A 14878-nucleotide genomic window follows, 5' to 3' on the forward strand; every position below is an offset into this window, starting at 1 on the left:
TATTTTAAAGCATGTTCGCCCTTGTAGATTGCAATAACTTTTATGCCTCGTGTGAGCGGGCCTTTCAACCCCAGTACAATAATGTTCCTGTGGGGATTCTTTCCAATAACGATGGCTGTTTCATATCACGTAGTGATGAAGCCAAAAAATTGGGTTTGCCCATGGGTGCCCCGGAATTTAAGTACAGACAGTTTTGCAAGGATAACAAAATCAAGGTGTTTTCGTCCAATTATGCCTTATACGGGGATATGAGTGCCAGGGTAATGAACATTCTCGGAACATTTACTCCCAATATGGAAGTGTACAGTGTGGATGAAGCCTTTTTAAAGTTTGATGGTTTTGAGAGCTATGACTTTGACGCTTACGGCAGGGAAATCCAGCAGACTGTACAAAAATGCACGGGTATCCCTATCAGTATAGGCATTGCGCCAACTAAGGCTTTGGCCAAGGTAGCCAACAAAATTGCCAAAAAACTGAAAACTCGAACAGGCGGGGTATACGTTATTGAATCTGATGAAAGACGGATAAAAGCATTGAAGTGGACCAAAATTGAGAGCGTCTGGGGGGTAGGACGAGGAAATCTGAAACGGCTTCAGACCAGAAACGTGAAAACCGCCTATGATTTTACCCAATTATCGGACGAGTGGGTACGTAAACAAATGGCCATTATCGGCCTTAGGTTAAAAAAAGATTTGGAGGGCAGGCCGACCTTGGATTTGGATGATGATACCCGCGATAAAAAAGCAATAGCCACCACCAGAAGCTTTGAGAACACCTATTCCGATATTGAGAATATTAAGGAACGTATATCCACCTTCGCGACCAGTTGTGCCGAAAAATTACGTAATCAAGGAAGCAGTTGCAACTACCTAGTGGTGTTCTTGAGAAGCGACAGGCATAAAAAAGATGAGCCACAGGATAGAAGCAGCCTAATAGTTACCTTGCCCTATGCCACGGATTCCAGCTTGACCATAAGTAATTATGCCGTTAAGGCTGTGGTTTCCATATTTAGGCCAGGGATTAAGTATAAGAAGGCCGGGGTCATCGTATCTGGATTGGTGCCCACCAATGCAAGACAATTGGATCTATTCCTGTCCGAGAACCCAAAACACCATAAGCTGATGCAGGTCATGGATGGTATCAATGACAAGTATGGCGGCCAAAAAATGAAAATTGCCAATCAAGATTTGGAAAGGACTTGGAAGATGCGCCAAAAACACCTTTCACCTAAATACACCACAAATATTAATGACATCATCAAAGTGAAATGACCTCAAAAAAATCGCCAGAAACAGACTCGCTCATTTTTTACGCACCCATCAAAGAAGAAGGTTTGGGCGTACCCTTGTCCAAAAATACCGTATCCGCAGGTTTTCCTTCACCAGCAGATGATTTTAAGGAGAAGCGCATCAGTTTGGACAAAACGTTGATCAAAAACAAAGAAGCAACGTTCTATGCAAGGGTGAGTGGAGAATCCATGATAGGCGCAGGACTGGATGATGGGGACCTTTTGGTCATAGACCGCAGTTTGGAAGCCGAACATGGTAAAATAGCCGTTTGTTTTTTGGATGGAGAATTTACCGTAAAGCGATTGCACATAGATAAGGGCAATATAACATTGATGCCCGAAAATAAAAGCTACAAACCTATCAAGGTTCCCAAGGACAGCGATTTGTTGATTTGGGGAGTGGTCACTTATGTCATCAAGGCATTATAACCATTGAATTTTAAAGCCTTTTTATGTCAAAACCGTCGGTTCGAGTGAAATTCCAAGGGAATTTTGTATCGAGAAATCGAAGATTCAGCATGCTAGTCGGTTTTGGGCTTAGATAGCTTTCTGAAGTCAAAGGCTCACCTGACTATAAACAGTGAATTTAAGAGGTGTGATTTCAAAAAGGAGGTTTAGAAACACATAAATCCAAAACCTTTGCTATCTTTGTCCCGTTGTGTTGGATTCCAGTCGCGATGATTGGAATCAGGTTGAAGCATCAAACCGATGCTCGCCAATGAAAGGCTTTCCTTTTGGAAGGCTTTTTTTGTTTGTGATGGAGAGTGAAAATATTTGTGGAAATCTGTGGAATTAGTGTCAAGCTAAAAATAGGTTGGAAGCAATATTAACTTTGGGTAACAGCATGCGCCACATGATGCACCAGTGAGGCGGCCAATTTTGCCGTTTGTCCATCGATATCATACTTAGGATTCATCTCGGCAATGTCCAGACTAATCAGTTTTCCTGAGCTTATGATGGTCTTCAAACACTCCAAAACCATGTGGGGTGTAAAGCCCATGGGCGAGGCGGCACTGACTCCGGGAGCAAAGGCCGATGAAAATCCATCCAAATCGATGGTCACGTACACATGGTCCACATTTTTGGCAAAGGCATCGATCCACGTAGTGATTTCCTCCAAAAAAGCAGGCTGAAACGTTTCGGACATCACATAAATAACATCAAGTTCCCTGGCGGTTTGAAACAAGTTCCGGTCATTGGCATCCTTTCGGATACCCAGACAGAGGTAGTTAAAATCGATGCCCTCTTTTTCGCAGTCTTTCGCTATCTGATAAAACGGGGTGCCCGAGTTGCTTTGTTCCGTGTTTTTCCGCAAATCAAAATGCGCATCAAAATTGATGATGCCGATGGTTTGGCCTTCTTTTTTGGTGTCCAGATATTTTTTGATGCCGTTATAATGTCCATAGGCCATGTCGTGTCCGCCCCCTAAAACAATTGGGAACTGTTTTTTCTCCAAAAGGATTTTGACTGCTTCGACAAGTTGTTCTTGTGCAGATTCCATATCGCCATCGCTGCAAACCACCGAACCTACATCGTGCAAAAGCACATTGCTGCCCAAATGGTTGGGCATTTTTCCAAAACTGTTTTTGATGATATCGGGACCTTCAGCAGCGCCAATGCGTCCTTGATTGCGGCGAACACCGGCATCGCAGGCATAGCCCAAAAGGGCAATGGATTTTTTCTGTGCTTCGGGAAGTTCCTCCAAAGGTGTACAATGCGCTTTTTCGTGCAGGTACAGCCATTTGTTGGAGACTCTACCTGTCCAAAGTTCTTTTTTCGGGGGTTCGTAATGTTTCATTGCATTAAAATAGGTCATCCAAAATATCGGATTCCACAAGATAAGGCAAAGTTACTTTTAAATTGGGGGAGCGTTCCATTTCTCGTTCAATGGCAAATCGGGCTTCTTTGTTCCGTGCCCAACTTCTTCGGGAAATCCCATTGTTCACATCAAAAAACAACATTTTCTTCAATCGGTTGGAGGCTTCTTCCGAACCATCGAGCACCATACCAAACCCGCCATTGATCACTTCTCCCCAGCCAACACCGCCACCGTTATGAATGGAAACCCAAGTGGCTCCCCTAAAACTATCACCAATTACATTTTGGATGGCCATATCCGCGGTGAACTTGCTGCCATCATAAATATTGCTGGTCTCCCTAAATGGAGAGTCCGTACCGCTCACATCGTGATGGTCCCTCCCTAAAACCACGGGAGCAGTGATTTCTCCCTTGGCAATGGCCGTGTTGAAGGCATCCGCGATCTTGCTTCGCCCTTCGGCATCGGCGTAAAGAATACGGGCCTGTGAACCTACCACCAATTTGTTCTGTTCCGCTTCTGAAATCCATTTGATGTTGTCCTGCATCTGCTGTTGGATTTCTTCCGGTGCTTCGGATTTTATCTTCTCCATCACTTTTAACGCAATAGCATCGGTCTTTTGAAGGTCTTTTGGATTGCCCGAGGTACAAACCCATCGGAACGGGCCAAAACCATAATCAAAACACATCGGGCCCAAAATATCCTGGACATAGGACGGATACCTGAAGTCAATATTGTTCTCGGCCATCACATCGCCGCCTGCTCGGGAAACTTCCAACAAAAAGGCGTTTCCGTAATCAAAAAAGTAGGTGCCTTTTGCGGTGTGTTTGTTAATGGCGTTGATTTGTCTTCGCAATGATTCCTGCACTTTTTCCTTGAACGTTTCTGGGTTTTCCACCATCATGATGTTTGACTCTTCAAAAGAAAGCCCAACGGGATAATAACCACCCGCCCAAGGGTTGTGCAAGGAGGTTTGGTCGGAACCTAAATGAATAAAAATATCTTCCTCATAAAAATGTTCCCAAACGTCCACTACGTTACCGATATAGGCCAAGGAAACCACTTCCTTGTTGGCCACGGCCTCTTTGGTGCGGACGACCAACAGATCTAAATCCACCAACAATTCATCCACCCAACCTTGGTCGTGGCGTTTTTTGGCAGCTTCGGGGTTGACTTCGGCACAAATGGTGATGCCCCCAGCAATGTTTCCGGCTTTGGGTTGGGCACCGCTCATACCACCCAGTCCAGCGGTCAAAAAGATTTTTCCTTTGGGCGATTCGTTTGGCTTCAATACTTTTCGGAATGCGTTCATGACCGTAATGGCCGTTCCGTGCACAATCCCCTGTGGGCCAATGTACATATAGGAACCTGCTGTCATCTGTCCGTATTGGGTCACGCCCAGTGCGTTGTATTTTTCCCAATCGTCGGGTTTGGAGTAGTTAGGAATCATCATCCCGTTGGTGACCACCACCCTTGGCGCTTCCTTGGACGATGGGAAAAGGCCCATCGGATGTCCAGAATACATATGGAGCGTCTGCTCTTCGGTCATTTCCGCCAAATATTTCATCGTGAGCAGGTATTGCGCCCAGTTTTGGAAAACCGCTCCATTGCCGCCGTAGGTAATGAGCTCTTCGGGATGTTGTGCCACGGCAGGATCCAAATTGTTCTGTATCATGAGCATAATAGCCGCCGCCTGATGTGTTTTGGCAGGATATTCCGAAATGGGACGTGCGTACATCTCATAATCGGGCTTGAACCGATGCATATAGATGCGGCCATAGGTTTTCAGTTCCTCCGCAAATTCTGGGGCGAGCTCTTTGTGCCAAGCCTCGGGAAAATAGCGTAGCGCATTCTGTACAGCCAGTTTTTTTTCCTCTTTGGAAAGGATGTCCTTCCGTTTTGGGGCCGGGTTGCCATTTTTAGGATACTCCTTTTTTGGAGGAAGTTGTTGGGGGATGCCTTGTACTATTTGTTGCTGAAATTCAGTCATGATGTGATTTTTTAATGGATGGGCGTTCCTTTTTTCCAAACTTCACTTGGTTTTAGTTGCCCCTGATGATAGGTGATTTCTTGGTAATTGTCCGTTGGGAAAATCACAAAATCGGCCTGTGCTCCGGTTTCCAGTTTTCCTCGGTCTTTCAAACGCAAAGCTGCTGCGGCCCTATAAGTGATGCCTGCCAAAACCTCGGTGTTGGACAATTTTTCAAAGGTTCCCAAAATACTGGCTTGGGTCAATAGGTCGCCCATGGGCGCGGACCCTGGATTATGATCGCTGGCAATGGACAAAGCACCGCCTGCATCCAAAATTTTCCGTGCTGGGGTATAGGCGCATCCCAAACCGATGGACGCCCCGGGCAATGCTGTTGCAATGGTGTTGCTCTTGGCGAGCAATTGAATCTCTTTTTCGGTGCTGGCTTCCAAATGGTCGGCGCTTACCGCATCAAAATCCACCGCAATTTGACTGCCTCCTGATGTAAATTGGTCGGCATGTACGGTGATGTCGAACCCCATTTCCTTTGCTTTTTGAAAATAGGGTTTGATTTCCTCTGGGGAAAAAGCACTTTCTTCCACAAAAGCATCCACACGATGGGCCAAGTTTTCAGTTTTGATGATGGGAAACAATTCCTTGATAATCACATCGAGATAATTCCTGTCTTGGTACCAATCTTTAGGTTTCATATGGGCTGCCAAACAAGTTGGAATCAAAGAAGCCTTCGAAGTTTCGTTGGCCTGTTTGATGGTGCGCAGCATTTTCAATTCTTCATCCACAGAAAGACCGTAACCACTTTTTACCTCGATGGTGGTGACCCCATTTTTCAGATGTTTTTGACTTCTGGAAACAATTCCTTCAACCAATTCTTGTTGTGATGCTTTTCGGGTCTGGGTAACGGTGTCCCAGATACCGCCGCCGGCTTTGGCGATTTCCAAATAGGTTTTTCCAGCATTTCTGTAAGCGTAGTCCCGAGCGCGTGTGCCCCCAAAACAGATATGGGTGTGTGAGTCTACAAATCCGGGCAGGCAAATATGTTGACCTTCGATATGGTGCACATCGACATCTTCGGATTTTAAATCATCAAAAACACCCACTTTTAGAATTTTTCCTTTAGAAATCAGAATACCGCCATTTTGAATGATGGGCAATTGCTCATCTTTGAGCGCTCCTTTTAGTGGGAGACCCGTCATTGGAAGCAATTGGGTGAATGGTCCTATTAATAGTGGTCTGTTCATGCTAGTATGTTTCAAATTCTTGAAGGTGAGGAGTGTTCCACTTCAGTTGTTTCTCATCCATCACACGGTCCATCAAATCAATGATCTCACCGTTCTGAATAATTTCGATTCCTTTTTCGATGTCATCCGCAAAAACACGATCGTTTTCGGCAAAAGCAACCTTTGTCCTCAGGAATGTATGGATTTCATCCAAAAGAATGCCCGATTTCAATGGTTTTCTGTACTCGAAGGCCTGTGCTGAGGTCAACAATTCGATGGCAAGTATTTTCTCCACATTTTCAATAATGTTAAGGGCCTTTCTACCGCTGATGGAACCCATGCTCACATGGTCTTCCTGTCCCAAGGAAGTAGGAATGCTGTCGGCGCTGGCCGGGAAACATAGGCTTTTGTTCTCGCTGGCCAAGGCGGCAGAGGTATATTGCAAAATCATATAGCCCGAATTGATTCCAGTATCGTTCATCAACAACTTGGGAACACCAGGGCTGTTGCCCTCGAGGGCCAGATATATACGTCGATCGGATATGTTTCCAATTTCCGAAGCGGCCAGAGCAGCATAATCCAAGGCCATGGCCAAGGGCTGCCCGTGAAAATTACCGCCACTGATGGTCAGTTCATCATTGATGATGACGGGATTGTCCGTTACCGAATTGAGTTCTATTTCCAACAATTCCTTGAGGTGGAGCCAAGCATTTCGGGATGCACCGTGCACTTGCGGCATACAGCGCAATGAGTAGGGGTCCTGCACCCGTTCGCAATCGATGTGGTCTTCCAAAATCTCGGAACCTTGAAGCAATGTTCGAATCCTGCCTGCTACGTGTTGGTTGCCCTTGAAAGGGCGAAGTTGGTGCAGTTCCTCAAAAAAGGGTTTCATGGAGCCTTGCAGTCCTTCCAGCATCATGGCGCCAATAATGTCCGCGTGGCGCAGGCAATGCTGTAGTTTGTGCACGACCATCACGCCGTGCGCGGCGATAAATTGGGTGCCATTGATCAATGCAAGTCCTTCCTTGGGGCCCAATTCCAATGGTTTCAGGTCGTTGCTGTCGAACAGTTCTTGGGTTGGGATCGTTTTACCTTGGTATTCCACTTTCCCCAATCCAATCAGAGGGAGAAATAAATGGGATAACGGAGCCAAATCCCCTGATGCTCCAACCGAACCTTGTGAGGGAACCACGGGAATTGCATCGTTTTCCAAATGCCAAAGCATCCGTTGCAGGGTTGCTTCGGCAATTCCGGAATAGCCCTTCGCCAAGGCATGGATTTTCAGGATCAACATGATCTTTGCCAATTCGGGGGAAATAGGTTTGCCCACTCCCACGCTATGGCTTTTTAATATATTGGATTGAAGGATTTTGGTATCCGCTTTGGAAATCTTCGTATTGCACAAAGGACCAAACCCCGTGTTGATGCCATACACCGTATCGCCTCTTTCCACGATACGCTGAACGCGCTGGTGACTGGCATTTACATTTTGTATGCATTTGTTGGACAAAACACCTTTTATGGTGCCATGGGCCAATCCCAAAGCTATGCTTGCGGTCAAATGGTCTTCGCCAAAGTGAAATGTTCGGTCTGTCGCCATATTTTTCTTTTCCATAAAATTACTGTTTAGGTTTAATAATTGCCAATACTTATTTTTGTAACAATCAATAAGTATGAATTATCAAATAGAACTTCGACATTTCATTTATTTTTTGGCGGTGGCCGAAGAACTCCATTATCGAAAGGCGTCTGAAAAACTTTTTATTTCCCAACCCGGTTTGAGCACGCAAATCAAACAGATGGAGGAGATTTTGGGCACCCAACTTTTTGTGAGGGACAAGAAAAAGGTGAGTCTGACCCCTGCGGGTGAGTTTTTAAAGAAGGAGGTGGAATTTATCTTGAATCACCTGGAGCAGACCAAAAAACAGGTAAAACTTATAGGAGAAGGACAATTGGGGGAGGTGCGCATCGGATTTTTGGGTTCGGCCATGCAAAATGTAGTGCCGAATCTATTGCTGCAGTTAAAGGAAAAATTTCCCACGGTACATACCACTTTGGAAGAACTTTCCAATCGGGCGCAGATCAATGCAATCTTGGCCGACCGATTGGACCTGGGCTTTGTCCGATTGTCACGCGTGCCGAGAGGATTGGAGGTAAGACCTGTTTTTGAGGATACGTTTTCTTTGGTATTGCCATCAGAGCATCCTTTGAATCAAGAGAATTTCGAGGACATCAATCAAGTGGAGGATGAGGATTTTATCTTGTTTTCCCAAGATTACAGCCCGATGTACTACGATACGGTGCTCAGTATTTGCGAGGATAGTGGATTTGTGCCCCGTGTTTCGCACAAATCCGTACATGCGCAGACCATTTTTAAATTGGTGGAGAACAAACTGGGCATTGCCATTGTGCCAACGACCCTTCAATATGGGTTTCAGATGAAGGTAAAATTTATCGAAATGAAAAAGATAGAGCAGCGTGCGGTATTGAGTATGGTCTGGAAAACCGACAATCGGAATCCTGCGCTACAAAAATGTATGGATTTGCTTATGGAATTATGACGGCAAGGTTTTGGGGCGTAACTTTGGATTTGTCAATTCGAGTGATTTTTGGAGTGAAACGAAAAAAATTTTATCGAGAACTGACGTTTAGTTGGTAATCAACATTTGAATAAAGAAAGATTTAATTTTTATAGTTATGATTTTTGACTTGATTAAGGAGCGAAGAAGTATTTTTCCTCCGCAATATATCGACAAGCCCATCGCCAAAGCAACCATTGAACAGATTTTGGAAGCTGCCAATTGGGCCCCTACCCATAAAAAAACCGAGCCGTGGCGCTTTAAGGTTTTGATGGGAGACAAGAAAAAGGAATTGGGTGTTTTTCTTTCCAATAAATATGAGGAAGTAGACCCAAATCCAAAACAGATGACTATTAAAAAATTACAGTTCAATCCGTCCAATTCTGGAGCTGTGATTGCCATATGCATGCAACGCGACCCGAAGGAAAGTCTGCCGGAGTGGGAGGAAATTGCATCAACGGCCATGGCGGTACAAAATATGTGGCTGTGCTGTACCGAACTGGGCATCGGTAGTTATTGGTCTTCACCCGGTCTTATCAAGTTTATGGACGAGTTCTTTGATTTGAACGAAGGAGAAAGGTGTCTCGGGTTTTTCTACATGGGTTATTTTGATGGAGAGGTGATTCCATCGGCAAGAACTCCCATAGAAAATAAAGTGGAGTGGTTGGATTAACTAAATGTGAACAGGTCACCCGCGTACTTGACGGTAATATAAACGTAGAAAATGGCATAAAGTAGGGTAACGACAAACTTCATAAAAGTACCTGTCAAAAAACCCAAAAATGAACCAAAAGCCGCCTTGAGGGCGGTTTTTTTATTGGCCTTGTTCAACAGTTCGCCAACCAATGCACCAATAAAAGGCCAAATAATAATGCCCAATGGACCAAAAACGGGAACAAATATGGCTACGAGCAATCCTACAATGGTTCCCCACATTCCAGCTTTGCTGCCGCCGAATCGTTTGGTGCCCATGGCAGGTATCACATAATCCAAAACGGTAATGGCTATGGCTATTACAAAGGTGATTCCCAAGACCCACCAATTATCGGGCACGGCTTTGGTCAAATAAAGCAATAGCAGTCCGACCCAACTTATGGGCGGTCCCGGCAATACGGGCAAAAAGCTGCCCAGTATCCCCACAAGCATCAAAAGAAACCCTAAAACGAGCAATGCAATGTCCATGGTTGTGTTTTACTGTTAGACAAATGTAGCTGACAATTGTTACAAACAAAATCAATTTTTTCAACTAAAAAATTAGTTTAAACTAAATATTTAGTTATATTTGTTTCATGTTGAACTAAAGAATTAGTTGAAAATGAAACAGCTCACCAAAGCAGAGGAAGAGGTAATGCAGCTCCTTTGGAAAATTAAAAAAGGGAATGTAGCCGCGATTTTGGAAGAACTGCCAGAACCGAAGCCAGCCTATAATACGGTATCGACCATTGTCCGGATTTTGGAGGATAAAGGTTTCGTGTCGCACGAAAAAGTGGGCAAGGGACATGTGTACTTTCCTTTGATGAAAAAAGAGGAGTACAGCAACCAACGATTGAACACGTTGATGGATGGATATTTTCAAGGATCATTTACGAGTATGGTGTCCTTTTTTATGAAAAAGAACGACATCAGCTTGAAGGAACTAGAAGAGATTATGAAGAACATTAAAGACAACGAGCGATGATTACCTATATATTGGAAAGTTTGGCGTTTCAATTGGTGTTTTTATTGGCCTACGACCTTTTTCTAAAGAAAGAGACCTTTTTTCAATGGAACCGCGCCTACCTGTTGGGTACGTTTGCTCTTTCCCTGATATTGCCTTGGGTAAAGATTCAGGCGCTCCAGACCACTATGCCTGAGGAGTTGGAAACCACCACTGTATTCCTCTCACAACTGAACGGTGTTGTGCTCGGTCCAGGGACGGAAAAAGCTGGTTTACTGGAACGCATTCCGTGGCCCTATTTGGTTTTGGTAGCGGGAAGTATTTTGGCCACCATCTGGTTTACTTGTAAATTGGTTCAACTGCTTAGGCTCCGAAACAAAAGTGTTGTGGAGCATTTTAAAGAATTCACGAAGGTCACCGTACCCAAGAGCACTTCCGCTTTTTCCTTTTTTCGAAATATTTTTATAGGGGCAGAGATTAAAGGGGAAAAAGAGCCCAACATTCTTGCCCATGAATTGGTGCACGTAAAACAATTGCATTCTTTGGACCTGCTCTTTTTTGAGCTGGCCCGAATCGTCTTCTGGTTCAATCCGTTGGTGTACATCTACCAAAATAGGGTTGCGGAGCTTCATGAATTCATTGCCGATGAAAAAGCCGTCAAACAAAACAAGGCGGCACATTTCGAGATGCTGTTGTCAGAAGCGTTCCATACGCAGAACATCAGTTTTGTGAATCATTTTTTTAATAAATCACTAATCAAAAAACGAATAGTCATGTTACAAAAAAGGAAATCTAAAGCCGTTTGGCAATTAAAGTACGTGTTGTTGTTGCCCCTAGTTTTGGGCATGTTGGTTTACACTTCTTGTGAAACGAATAAGGAAGATAACAGTCCTGAATCGATAGATGATGTCTCCTTGGCTTCGGCAAACGAGATTCCATTTGGAGTCATTGATGAAGTACCTGTTTTTCCGGGATGTGAAGGTGCCGTGGATAAAAAGGCTTGCTTCCAAGAAAAAATCCAGGAACACATCCGCAAACATTTTAATTATCCCGATGAAGCACAAGCTTTGGGGATTCAGGGCAGGGTAAGTGCCATTTTTGTCATGGATGAAGAAGGGAATGTGGTCGATATCAAAATGAGAGGCCCACACGAACTGTTGGAAGAAGAAACCCAACGAATTTTAGCAAAGTTGCCAAAAATGCAACCAGGAAAACACGAAGGTAAAATGGTCAAGGTACCTTTTTCCATCCCCATAGTTTTTAAGCTCCAAGGGAATGATGAAGAGGAAATCAGTGAGCAAAGAGGGGAGAGACTTGGGGTTCCGTTTGCGAACGTTGATGAGGTTCCAGTCTTTCCGGGATGTGAAGATGCTGATGATAAAAGAGCTTGCTTCAATGAACAGATTGTGAAGCATATTAAAAAACATTTTAATTACCCTAAAAAAGCTCAAGAATTGAGTGTTCAAGGTAGGGTGAGTGTGATTTTTGTGATTGGGAAAGATGGAATAATTACAGACATAGGGAAGCGTGGCCCACACGAGTTATTGGAAAATGAAGCTGTCAGAATCATACAACGCTTGCCTAAAATGAAACCAGGAAAGCATGAAGGTGAAACAGTAAAAGTTCCTTTCGCTATACCAATAACCTTTAGGTTAGATGACAATGATGACAATGAATTGAACAAAGAGATTCAAAAGTTTGGTGAACGTGGAGATGGTTGGGTTCCCTTTACTGCTATTGATGAGGCTCCTGTTTTTCCGGGGTGCGAAAATGCTGCTGACAAGCGTGCTTGCTTTTTGGAAAGCATACAAAACCATGTGCGTAAACATTTTAGGTATCCTCAAGAAGCACAAGAACAAGGAATACAGGGAAGGGTGGCCATCATGTTCGGTATTAATGCGAATGGGGATATAGTGGATATCAAATCCAAAGGACCAAGTCCCATTTTGGAACAAGAATCGCATAGAATCATCGCAAGATTGCCTAAAATGAAACCAGCACAACAGGATGGAAAACCTGCTGATGTGGTTTTTTCCATTCCCATTACTTTTAAATTAAAATAGGCCTATAATTTGAAAAAGATATTTGTTCTCTTTGTATTTATGCTTTTTAAAGCCGGTGCACAAACATCGGCTTTGTCCGTTGCAGATAGTCTGTATGCGCTGGGGAATTATACCTCGGCCATCAATGCATATGCAAAGGTTGGGGACGAGAAATCAAATCTACAAATAGCGCGAGCTTACAATGCCATTGGCAATTATAACAAGGCCATTACCCAATACACGACCATTGTGGACCAAAACCCTAAATTTGAACTGGCACGATTCGAGTTGGGCAAGTTGCTTTTGAAAACTAAAAAGTATGAGCCTGCGTTGGAAGCATTCAAAACCTTGGCTTCTTCAAAACAAGAAAACCCTGAGTATTTCTATTATTTGGGAAGAACTTATGAATCTTTCAAAAAAGCGGATAAAGCCAATAAGGCTTTCAAGATGGCCGTGGAAATGGACAGTACCCATTTGCGTAGTCTATACGCCTTGGGCAAATATTATGTAGGCCAGGAAATAAAGGATTCTGCCTTGGTTTATATCGATAAAGGCCTTCAATTTTATGAAGATGATGTGGCCATGATCAACTTAAAAGCGTTGGCTTTTTACAACAATGGACAATTCCAACTCGCCATTCCACATTTTGAACGATTGTTGGAATTGGAGGAGAAGGAGGCTTTTGTCTACGAGAAACTGGCCTTTTGTTACTTCCGTAACTGGGAACCGGAAAAAGCCTTGGAAACCTATCGTGAATTGAGCAAATTTCCAGATAAACAGGCTGCTGCCTATTCGGGATTGGGCGAAGTGTATTTTGATGAAAAGGAGTTGGACAGTGCACAATACTATATCGAAAAATCCATTGAGGAGCGAATGACTTCCTTTCCACGAGAATATGCAGACCTTGGCCGCATAGCTCGACTCAAGGGACAGACGAAAAAATCGATGGATTACTATGTAAAAGCTTGGGAAGAGAACAAGGACGATTATTACAACTATTACCAAGTCTGTATTTTGGCCGACGAATACTATAAAGCTCCCAAAACACGCTTAAATTATTATGAAAAGTTCCTCGAGATGTACACTGAAGCAGTGCCTTGGCTCAAGGAACGGGTCCAAAACCGTATTTCAGAAATAAAGGAGGAAATCCATTTTGCCGGTAACTGATTTCTACAAAATGTCGTAATTTCAGCCAAATTCTAGGGGCTGTCATGCAGAAGTATGTTTTATTGATCATTTTTATGGGATTGTTCGTGTCTTGCGAGCTGTTCGAGTCCAAGGAGGACAAAACCCAGAAATTGGTGAATGAGGAACTTTTGGCCATCGATTGGAACGATGTGGACCAATACCCCCTATTTGATGATTGCGACGAAACGGCGCCCAAGGATGCCCAGCAGGAATGTTTTCAAAACGTGATCACCGAATATTTTTCCGAAGCTCTGGCGGGACTCAAATTTCAGGTTAGGAATGATATGAACGATACGGTCTATATCGATTTCCTGATTGATGAACACGGATTTATTTCCGTGTTGAACGTGGAGGAAAAAACATCCGTACTCAACGAAATCTCGGATTTCAACACCAAAATCTCCGAACGCTTAAACGATCTGACCACCGTGGCCCCCGCATTAAAAAGAGGAAATCCCGTAGGTCTGCGATTTAGGCTTCCACTTGTACTAAATACCAACTGATTTGGCTACAGAGAAAATTATATTGGGGATAGACCCCGGAACCACGGTTATGGGTTTCGGCATCATCAAGGTGATCAACAAACAGATGCATTTTGTGCAGATGAACGAGTTGATGCTCCGAAAATATGATGACCCCTATGTAAAACTCAAACTTATTTTTGAACGTACCTTGGAGCTCATCGACACCTATCACCCCGATGAAATTGCCATTGAAGCTCCGTTTTACGGCAAAAATGTGCAGTCGATGCTCAAGTTGGGCCGGGCACAGGGGGTGGCGATGGCCGCAGGATTATCCAGAGAGATACCGATTACGGAGTATATGCCCAAAAAGATAAAAATGGCCATCACCGGCAATGGAAATGCCAGTAAGGAACAGGTAGCCCGAATGCTCCAGAGCGTCCTCAAATTGAAATCCTTGCCCAAAAATCTCGACAGTACCGATGGATTGGCCGCAGCCGTGTGTCATTTCTACAACGAGGGTAGGGTAGAGGTCGGAAAAAGCTATACGGGCTGGGAGGCTTTTATCAAACAAAACCCAAACAAGGTTAAAAAGCAATAAACAATAAACAATTGACAATGTCCAATACCCAAAACAAAC

The 14878-nt window shown here is 44.0% G+C and carries 14 protein-coding genes; 9 read left to right on the plus strand and 5 right to left on the minus strand.

The window, feature by feature from the left end; genetic code table 11:
• Positions 1-11 precede the first annotated feature (11 nt).
• Both GVT53_RS19895 and GVT53_RS19900 read left to right on the plus strand, forming a co-directional pair.
• Positions 12-1271, plus strand: a complete 1260-nt coding sequence (locus GVT53_RS19895; RefSeq protein ID WP_166250214.1) for a Y-family DNA polymerase — start codon at positions 12-14, stop codon at positions 1269-1271.
• The gene (locus GVT53_RS19900; protein ID WP_166250215.1) at positions 1268-1717 is read left to right on the plus strand and encodes a LexA family protein; all 450 of its coding nucleotides are present in this window, start codon (positions 1268-1270) and stop codon (positions 1715-1717) included. Before GVT53_RS19895 ends, GVT53_RS19900 begins: the two co-directional genes overlap by 4 nt.
• Before the next feature lie 397 nt (positions 1718-2114).
• Here the strand turns inward: GVT53_RS19900 and hutG are convergent, their stop codons facing one another.
• From hutG to hutH, 4 genes are read right to left on the minus strand one after another with little or no spacing between them, the layout of a single operon-like run.
• On the minus strand, positions 2115-3086 hold the full coding sequence (hutG, locus tag GVT53_RS19905) for a formimidoylglutamase (RefSeq protein WP_166250216.1): 972 nt from the start codon (positions 3084-3086) through the stop codon (positions 2115-2117).
• 4 nt (positions 3087-3090) lie between these two features.
• A complete protein-coding gene (locus GVT53_RS19910; RefSeq protein ID WP_166250217.1) occupies positions 3091-5094 on the minus strand; it encodes a urocanate hydratase in 2004 nt (667 codons plus the stop codon).
• 11 nt (positions 5095-5105) lie between these two features.
• Entirely contained in the window at positions 5106-6332 is a 1227-nt protein-coding gene (gene hutI / locus GVT53_RS19915; RefSeq protein ID WP_166250218.1) for an imidazolonepropionase, read from the minus strand.
• Position 6333: 1 nt separating this feature from the next.
• Positions 6334-7911: a histidine ammonia-lyase gene (gene hutH, locus GVT53_RS19920; protein WP_166250556.1), complete on the minus strand. Its 1578-nt coding sequence runs from the start codon at positions 7909-7911 to the stop codon at positions 6334-6336.
• 73 nt (positions 7912-7984) lie between these two features.
• Here hutH and GVT53_RS19925 point away from each other — a divergent pair, with 73 nt between their 5' ends.
• On the plus strand, positions 7985-8872 hold the full coding sequence (locus tag GVT53_RS19925; RefSeq protein ID WP_166250219.1) for a LysR family transcriptional regulator: 888 nt from the start codon (positions 7985-7987) through the stop codon (positions 8870-8872).
• 136 nt (positions 8873-9008) lie between these two features.
• Positions 9009-9563, plus strand: coding sequence for a nitroreductase family protein (locus GVT53_RS19930; protein WP_166250220.1), 555 nt, complete (start codon positions 9009-9011; stop codon positions 9561-9563).
• Here GVT53_RS19930 and GVT53_RS19935 read toward each other — a convergent pair.
• On the minus strand, positions 9560-10072 hold the full coding sequence (locus tag GVT53_RS19935) for a DUF456 domain-containing protein (protein ID WP_166250221.1): 513 nt from the start codon (positions 10070-10072) through the stop codon (positions 9560-9562). The two genes, GVT53_RS19930 and GVT53_RS19935, sit on opposite strands and share 4 nt — an antisense overlap.
• A gap of 133 nt (positions 10073-10205) precedes the next feature.
• On the opposite strand from GVT53_RS19935, the gene GVT53_RS19940 reads away from it, so the two are divergent.
• The 5 genes from GVT53_RS19940 to ruvC are packed head-to-tail and all read left to right on the plus strand — an operon-like array spanning position 10206 to position 14839.
• Positions 10206-10568: a BlaI/MecI/CopY family transcriptional regulator gene (locus GVT53_RS19940; protein WP_166250222.1), complete on the plus strand. Its 363-nt coding sequence runs from the start codon at positions 10206-10208 to the stop codon at positions 10566-10568.
• Positions 10565-12610 carry a M56 family metallopeptidase gene (locus tag GVT53_RS19945; protein WP_240905094.1) on the plus strand — a complete coding sequence of 682 codons (2046 nt, stop codon included), beginning with the start codon at positions 10565-10567 and terminating at the stop codon, positions 12608-12610. The genes GVT53_RS19940 and GVT53_RS19945 overlap by 4 nt, the downstream gene beginning before the upstream one ends.
• A gap of 9 nt (positions 12611-12619) precedes the next feature.
• On the plus strand, positions 12620-13756 hold the full coding sequence (locus GVT53_RS19950) for a tetratricopeptide repeat protein (protein WP_166250223.1): 1137 nt from the start codon (positions 12620-12622) through the stop codon (positions 13754-13756).
• Positions 13757-13800: 44 nt separating this feature from the next.
• Complete coding sequence (locus tag GVT53_RS19955; RefSeq protein ID WP_166250224.1) at positions 13801-14280, plus strand: hypothetical protein; 480 nt, start codon at positions 13801-13803, stop codon at positions 14278-14280.
• A gap of 1 nt (position 14281) precedes the next feature.
• Positions 14282-14839: a crossover junction endodeoxyribonuclease RuvC gene (gene ruvC, locus GVT53_RS19960; RefSeq protein ID WP_166250225.1), complete on the plus strand. Its 558-nt coding sequence runs from the start codon at positions 14282-14284 to the stop codon at positions 14837-14839.
• Positions 14840-14878 lie beyond the last annotated feature (39 nt).

The organism is Flagellimonas oceani, from assembly GCF_011068285.1.
Lineage (GTDB): Bacteria > Bacteroidota > Bacteroidia > Flavobacteriales > Flavobacteriaceae > Flagellimonas > Flagellimonas oceani.

Excerpts from the sequence above, each read along its gene's own strand:
- hutH (WP_166250556.1), bottom strand. The coding sequence starts at position 7,911 with ATGGCGACAGACCGAACATTTCACTTTGGCGAAGACCATTTGACCGCA.
- GVT53_RS19895 (WP_166250214.1), top strand. The coding sequence starts at position 12 with ATGTTCGCCCTTGTAGATTGCAATAACTTTTATGCCTCGTGTGAGCGG.
- GVT53_RS19955 (WP_166250224.1), top strand. The coding sequence starts at position 13,801 with ATGCAGAAGTATGTTTTATTGATCATTTTTATGGGATTGTTCGTGTCT.
- GVT53_RS19925 (WP_166250219.1), top strand. The coding sequence starts at position 7,985 with ATGAATTATCAAATAGAACTTCGACATTTCATTTATTTTTTGGCGGTG.
- hutG (WP_166250216.1), bottom strand. The coding sequence starts at position 3,086 with ATGAAACATTACGAACCCCCGAAAAAAGAACTTTGGACAGGTAGAGTC.
- hutI (WP_166250218.1), bottom strand. The coding sequence starts at position 6,332 with ATGAACAGACCACTATTAATAGGACCATTCACCCAATTGCTTCCAATG.
- GVT53_RS19945 (WP_240905094.1), top strand. The coding sequence starts at position 10,565 with ATGATTACCTATATATTGGAAAGTTTGGCGTTTCAATTGGTGTTTTTA.
- GVT53_RS19935 (WP_166250221.1), bottom strand. The coding sequence starts at position 10,072 with ATGGACATTGCATTGCTCGTTTTAGGGTTTCTTTTGATGCTTGTGGGG.
- GVT53_RS19900 (WP_166250215.1), top strand. The coding sequence starts at position 1,268 with ATGACCTCAAAAAAATCGCCAGAAACAGACTCGCTCATTTTTTACGCA.
- GVT53_RS19940 (WP_166250222.1), top strand. The coding sequence starts at position 10,206 with ATGAAACAGCTCACCAAAGCAGAGGAAGAGGTAATGCAGCTCCTTTGG.
- GVT53_RS19930 (WP_166250220.1), top strand. The coding sequence starts at position 9,009 with ATGATTTTTGACTTGATTAAGGAGCGAAGAAGTATTTTTCCTCCGCAA.
- GVT53_RS19910 (WP_166250217.1), bottom strand. The coding sequence starts at position 5,094 with ATGACTGAATTTCAGCAACAAATAGTACAAGGCATCCCCCAACAACTT.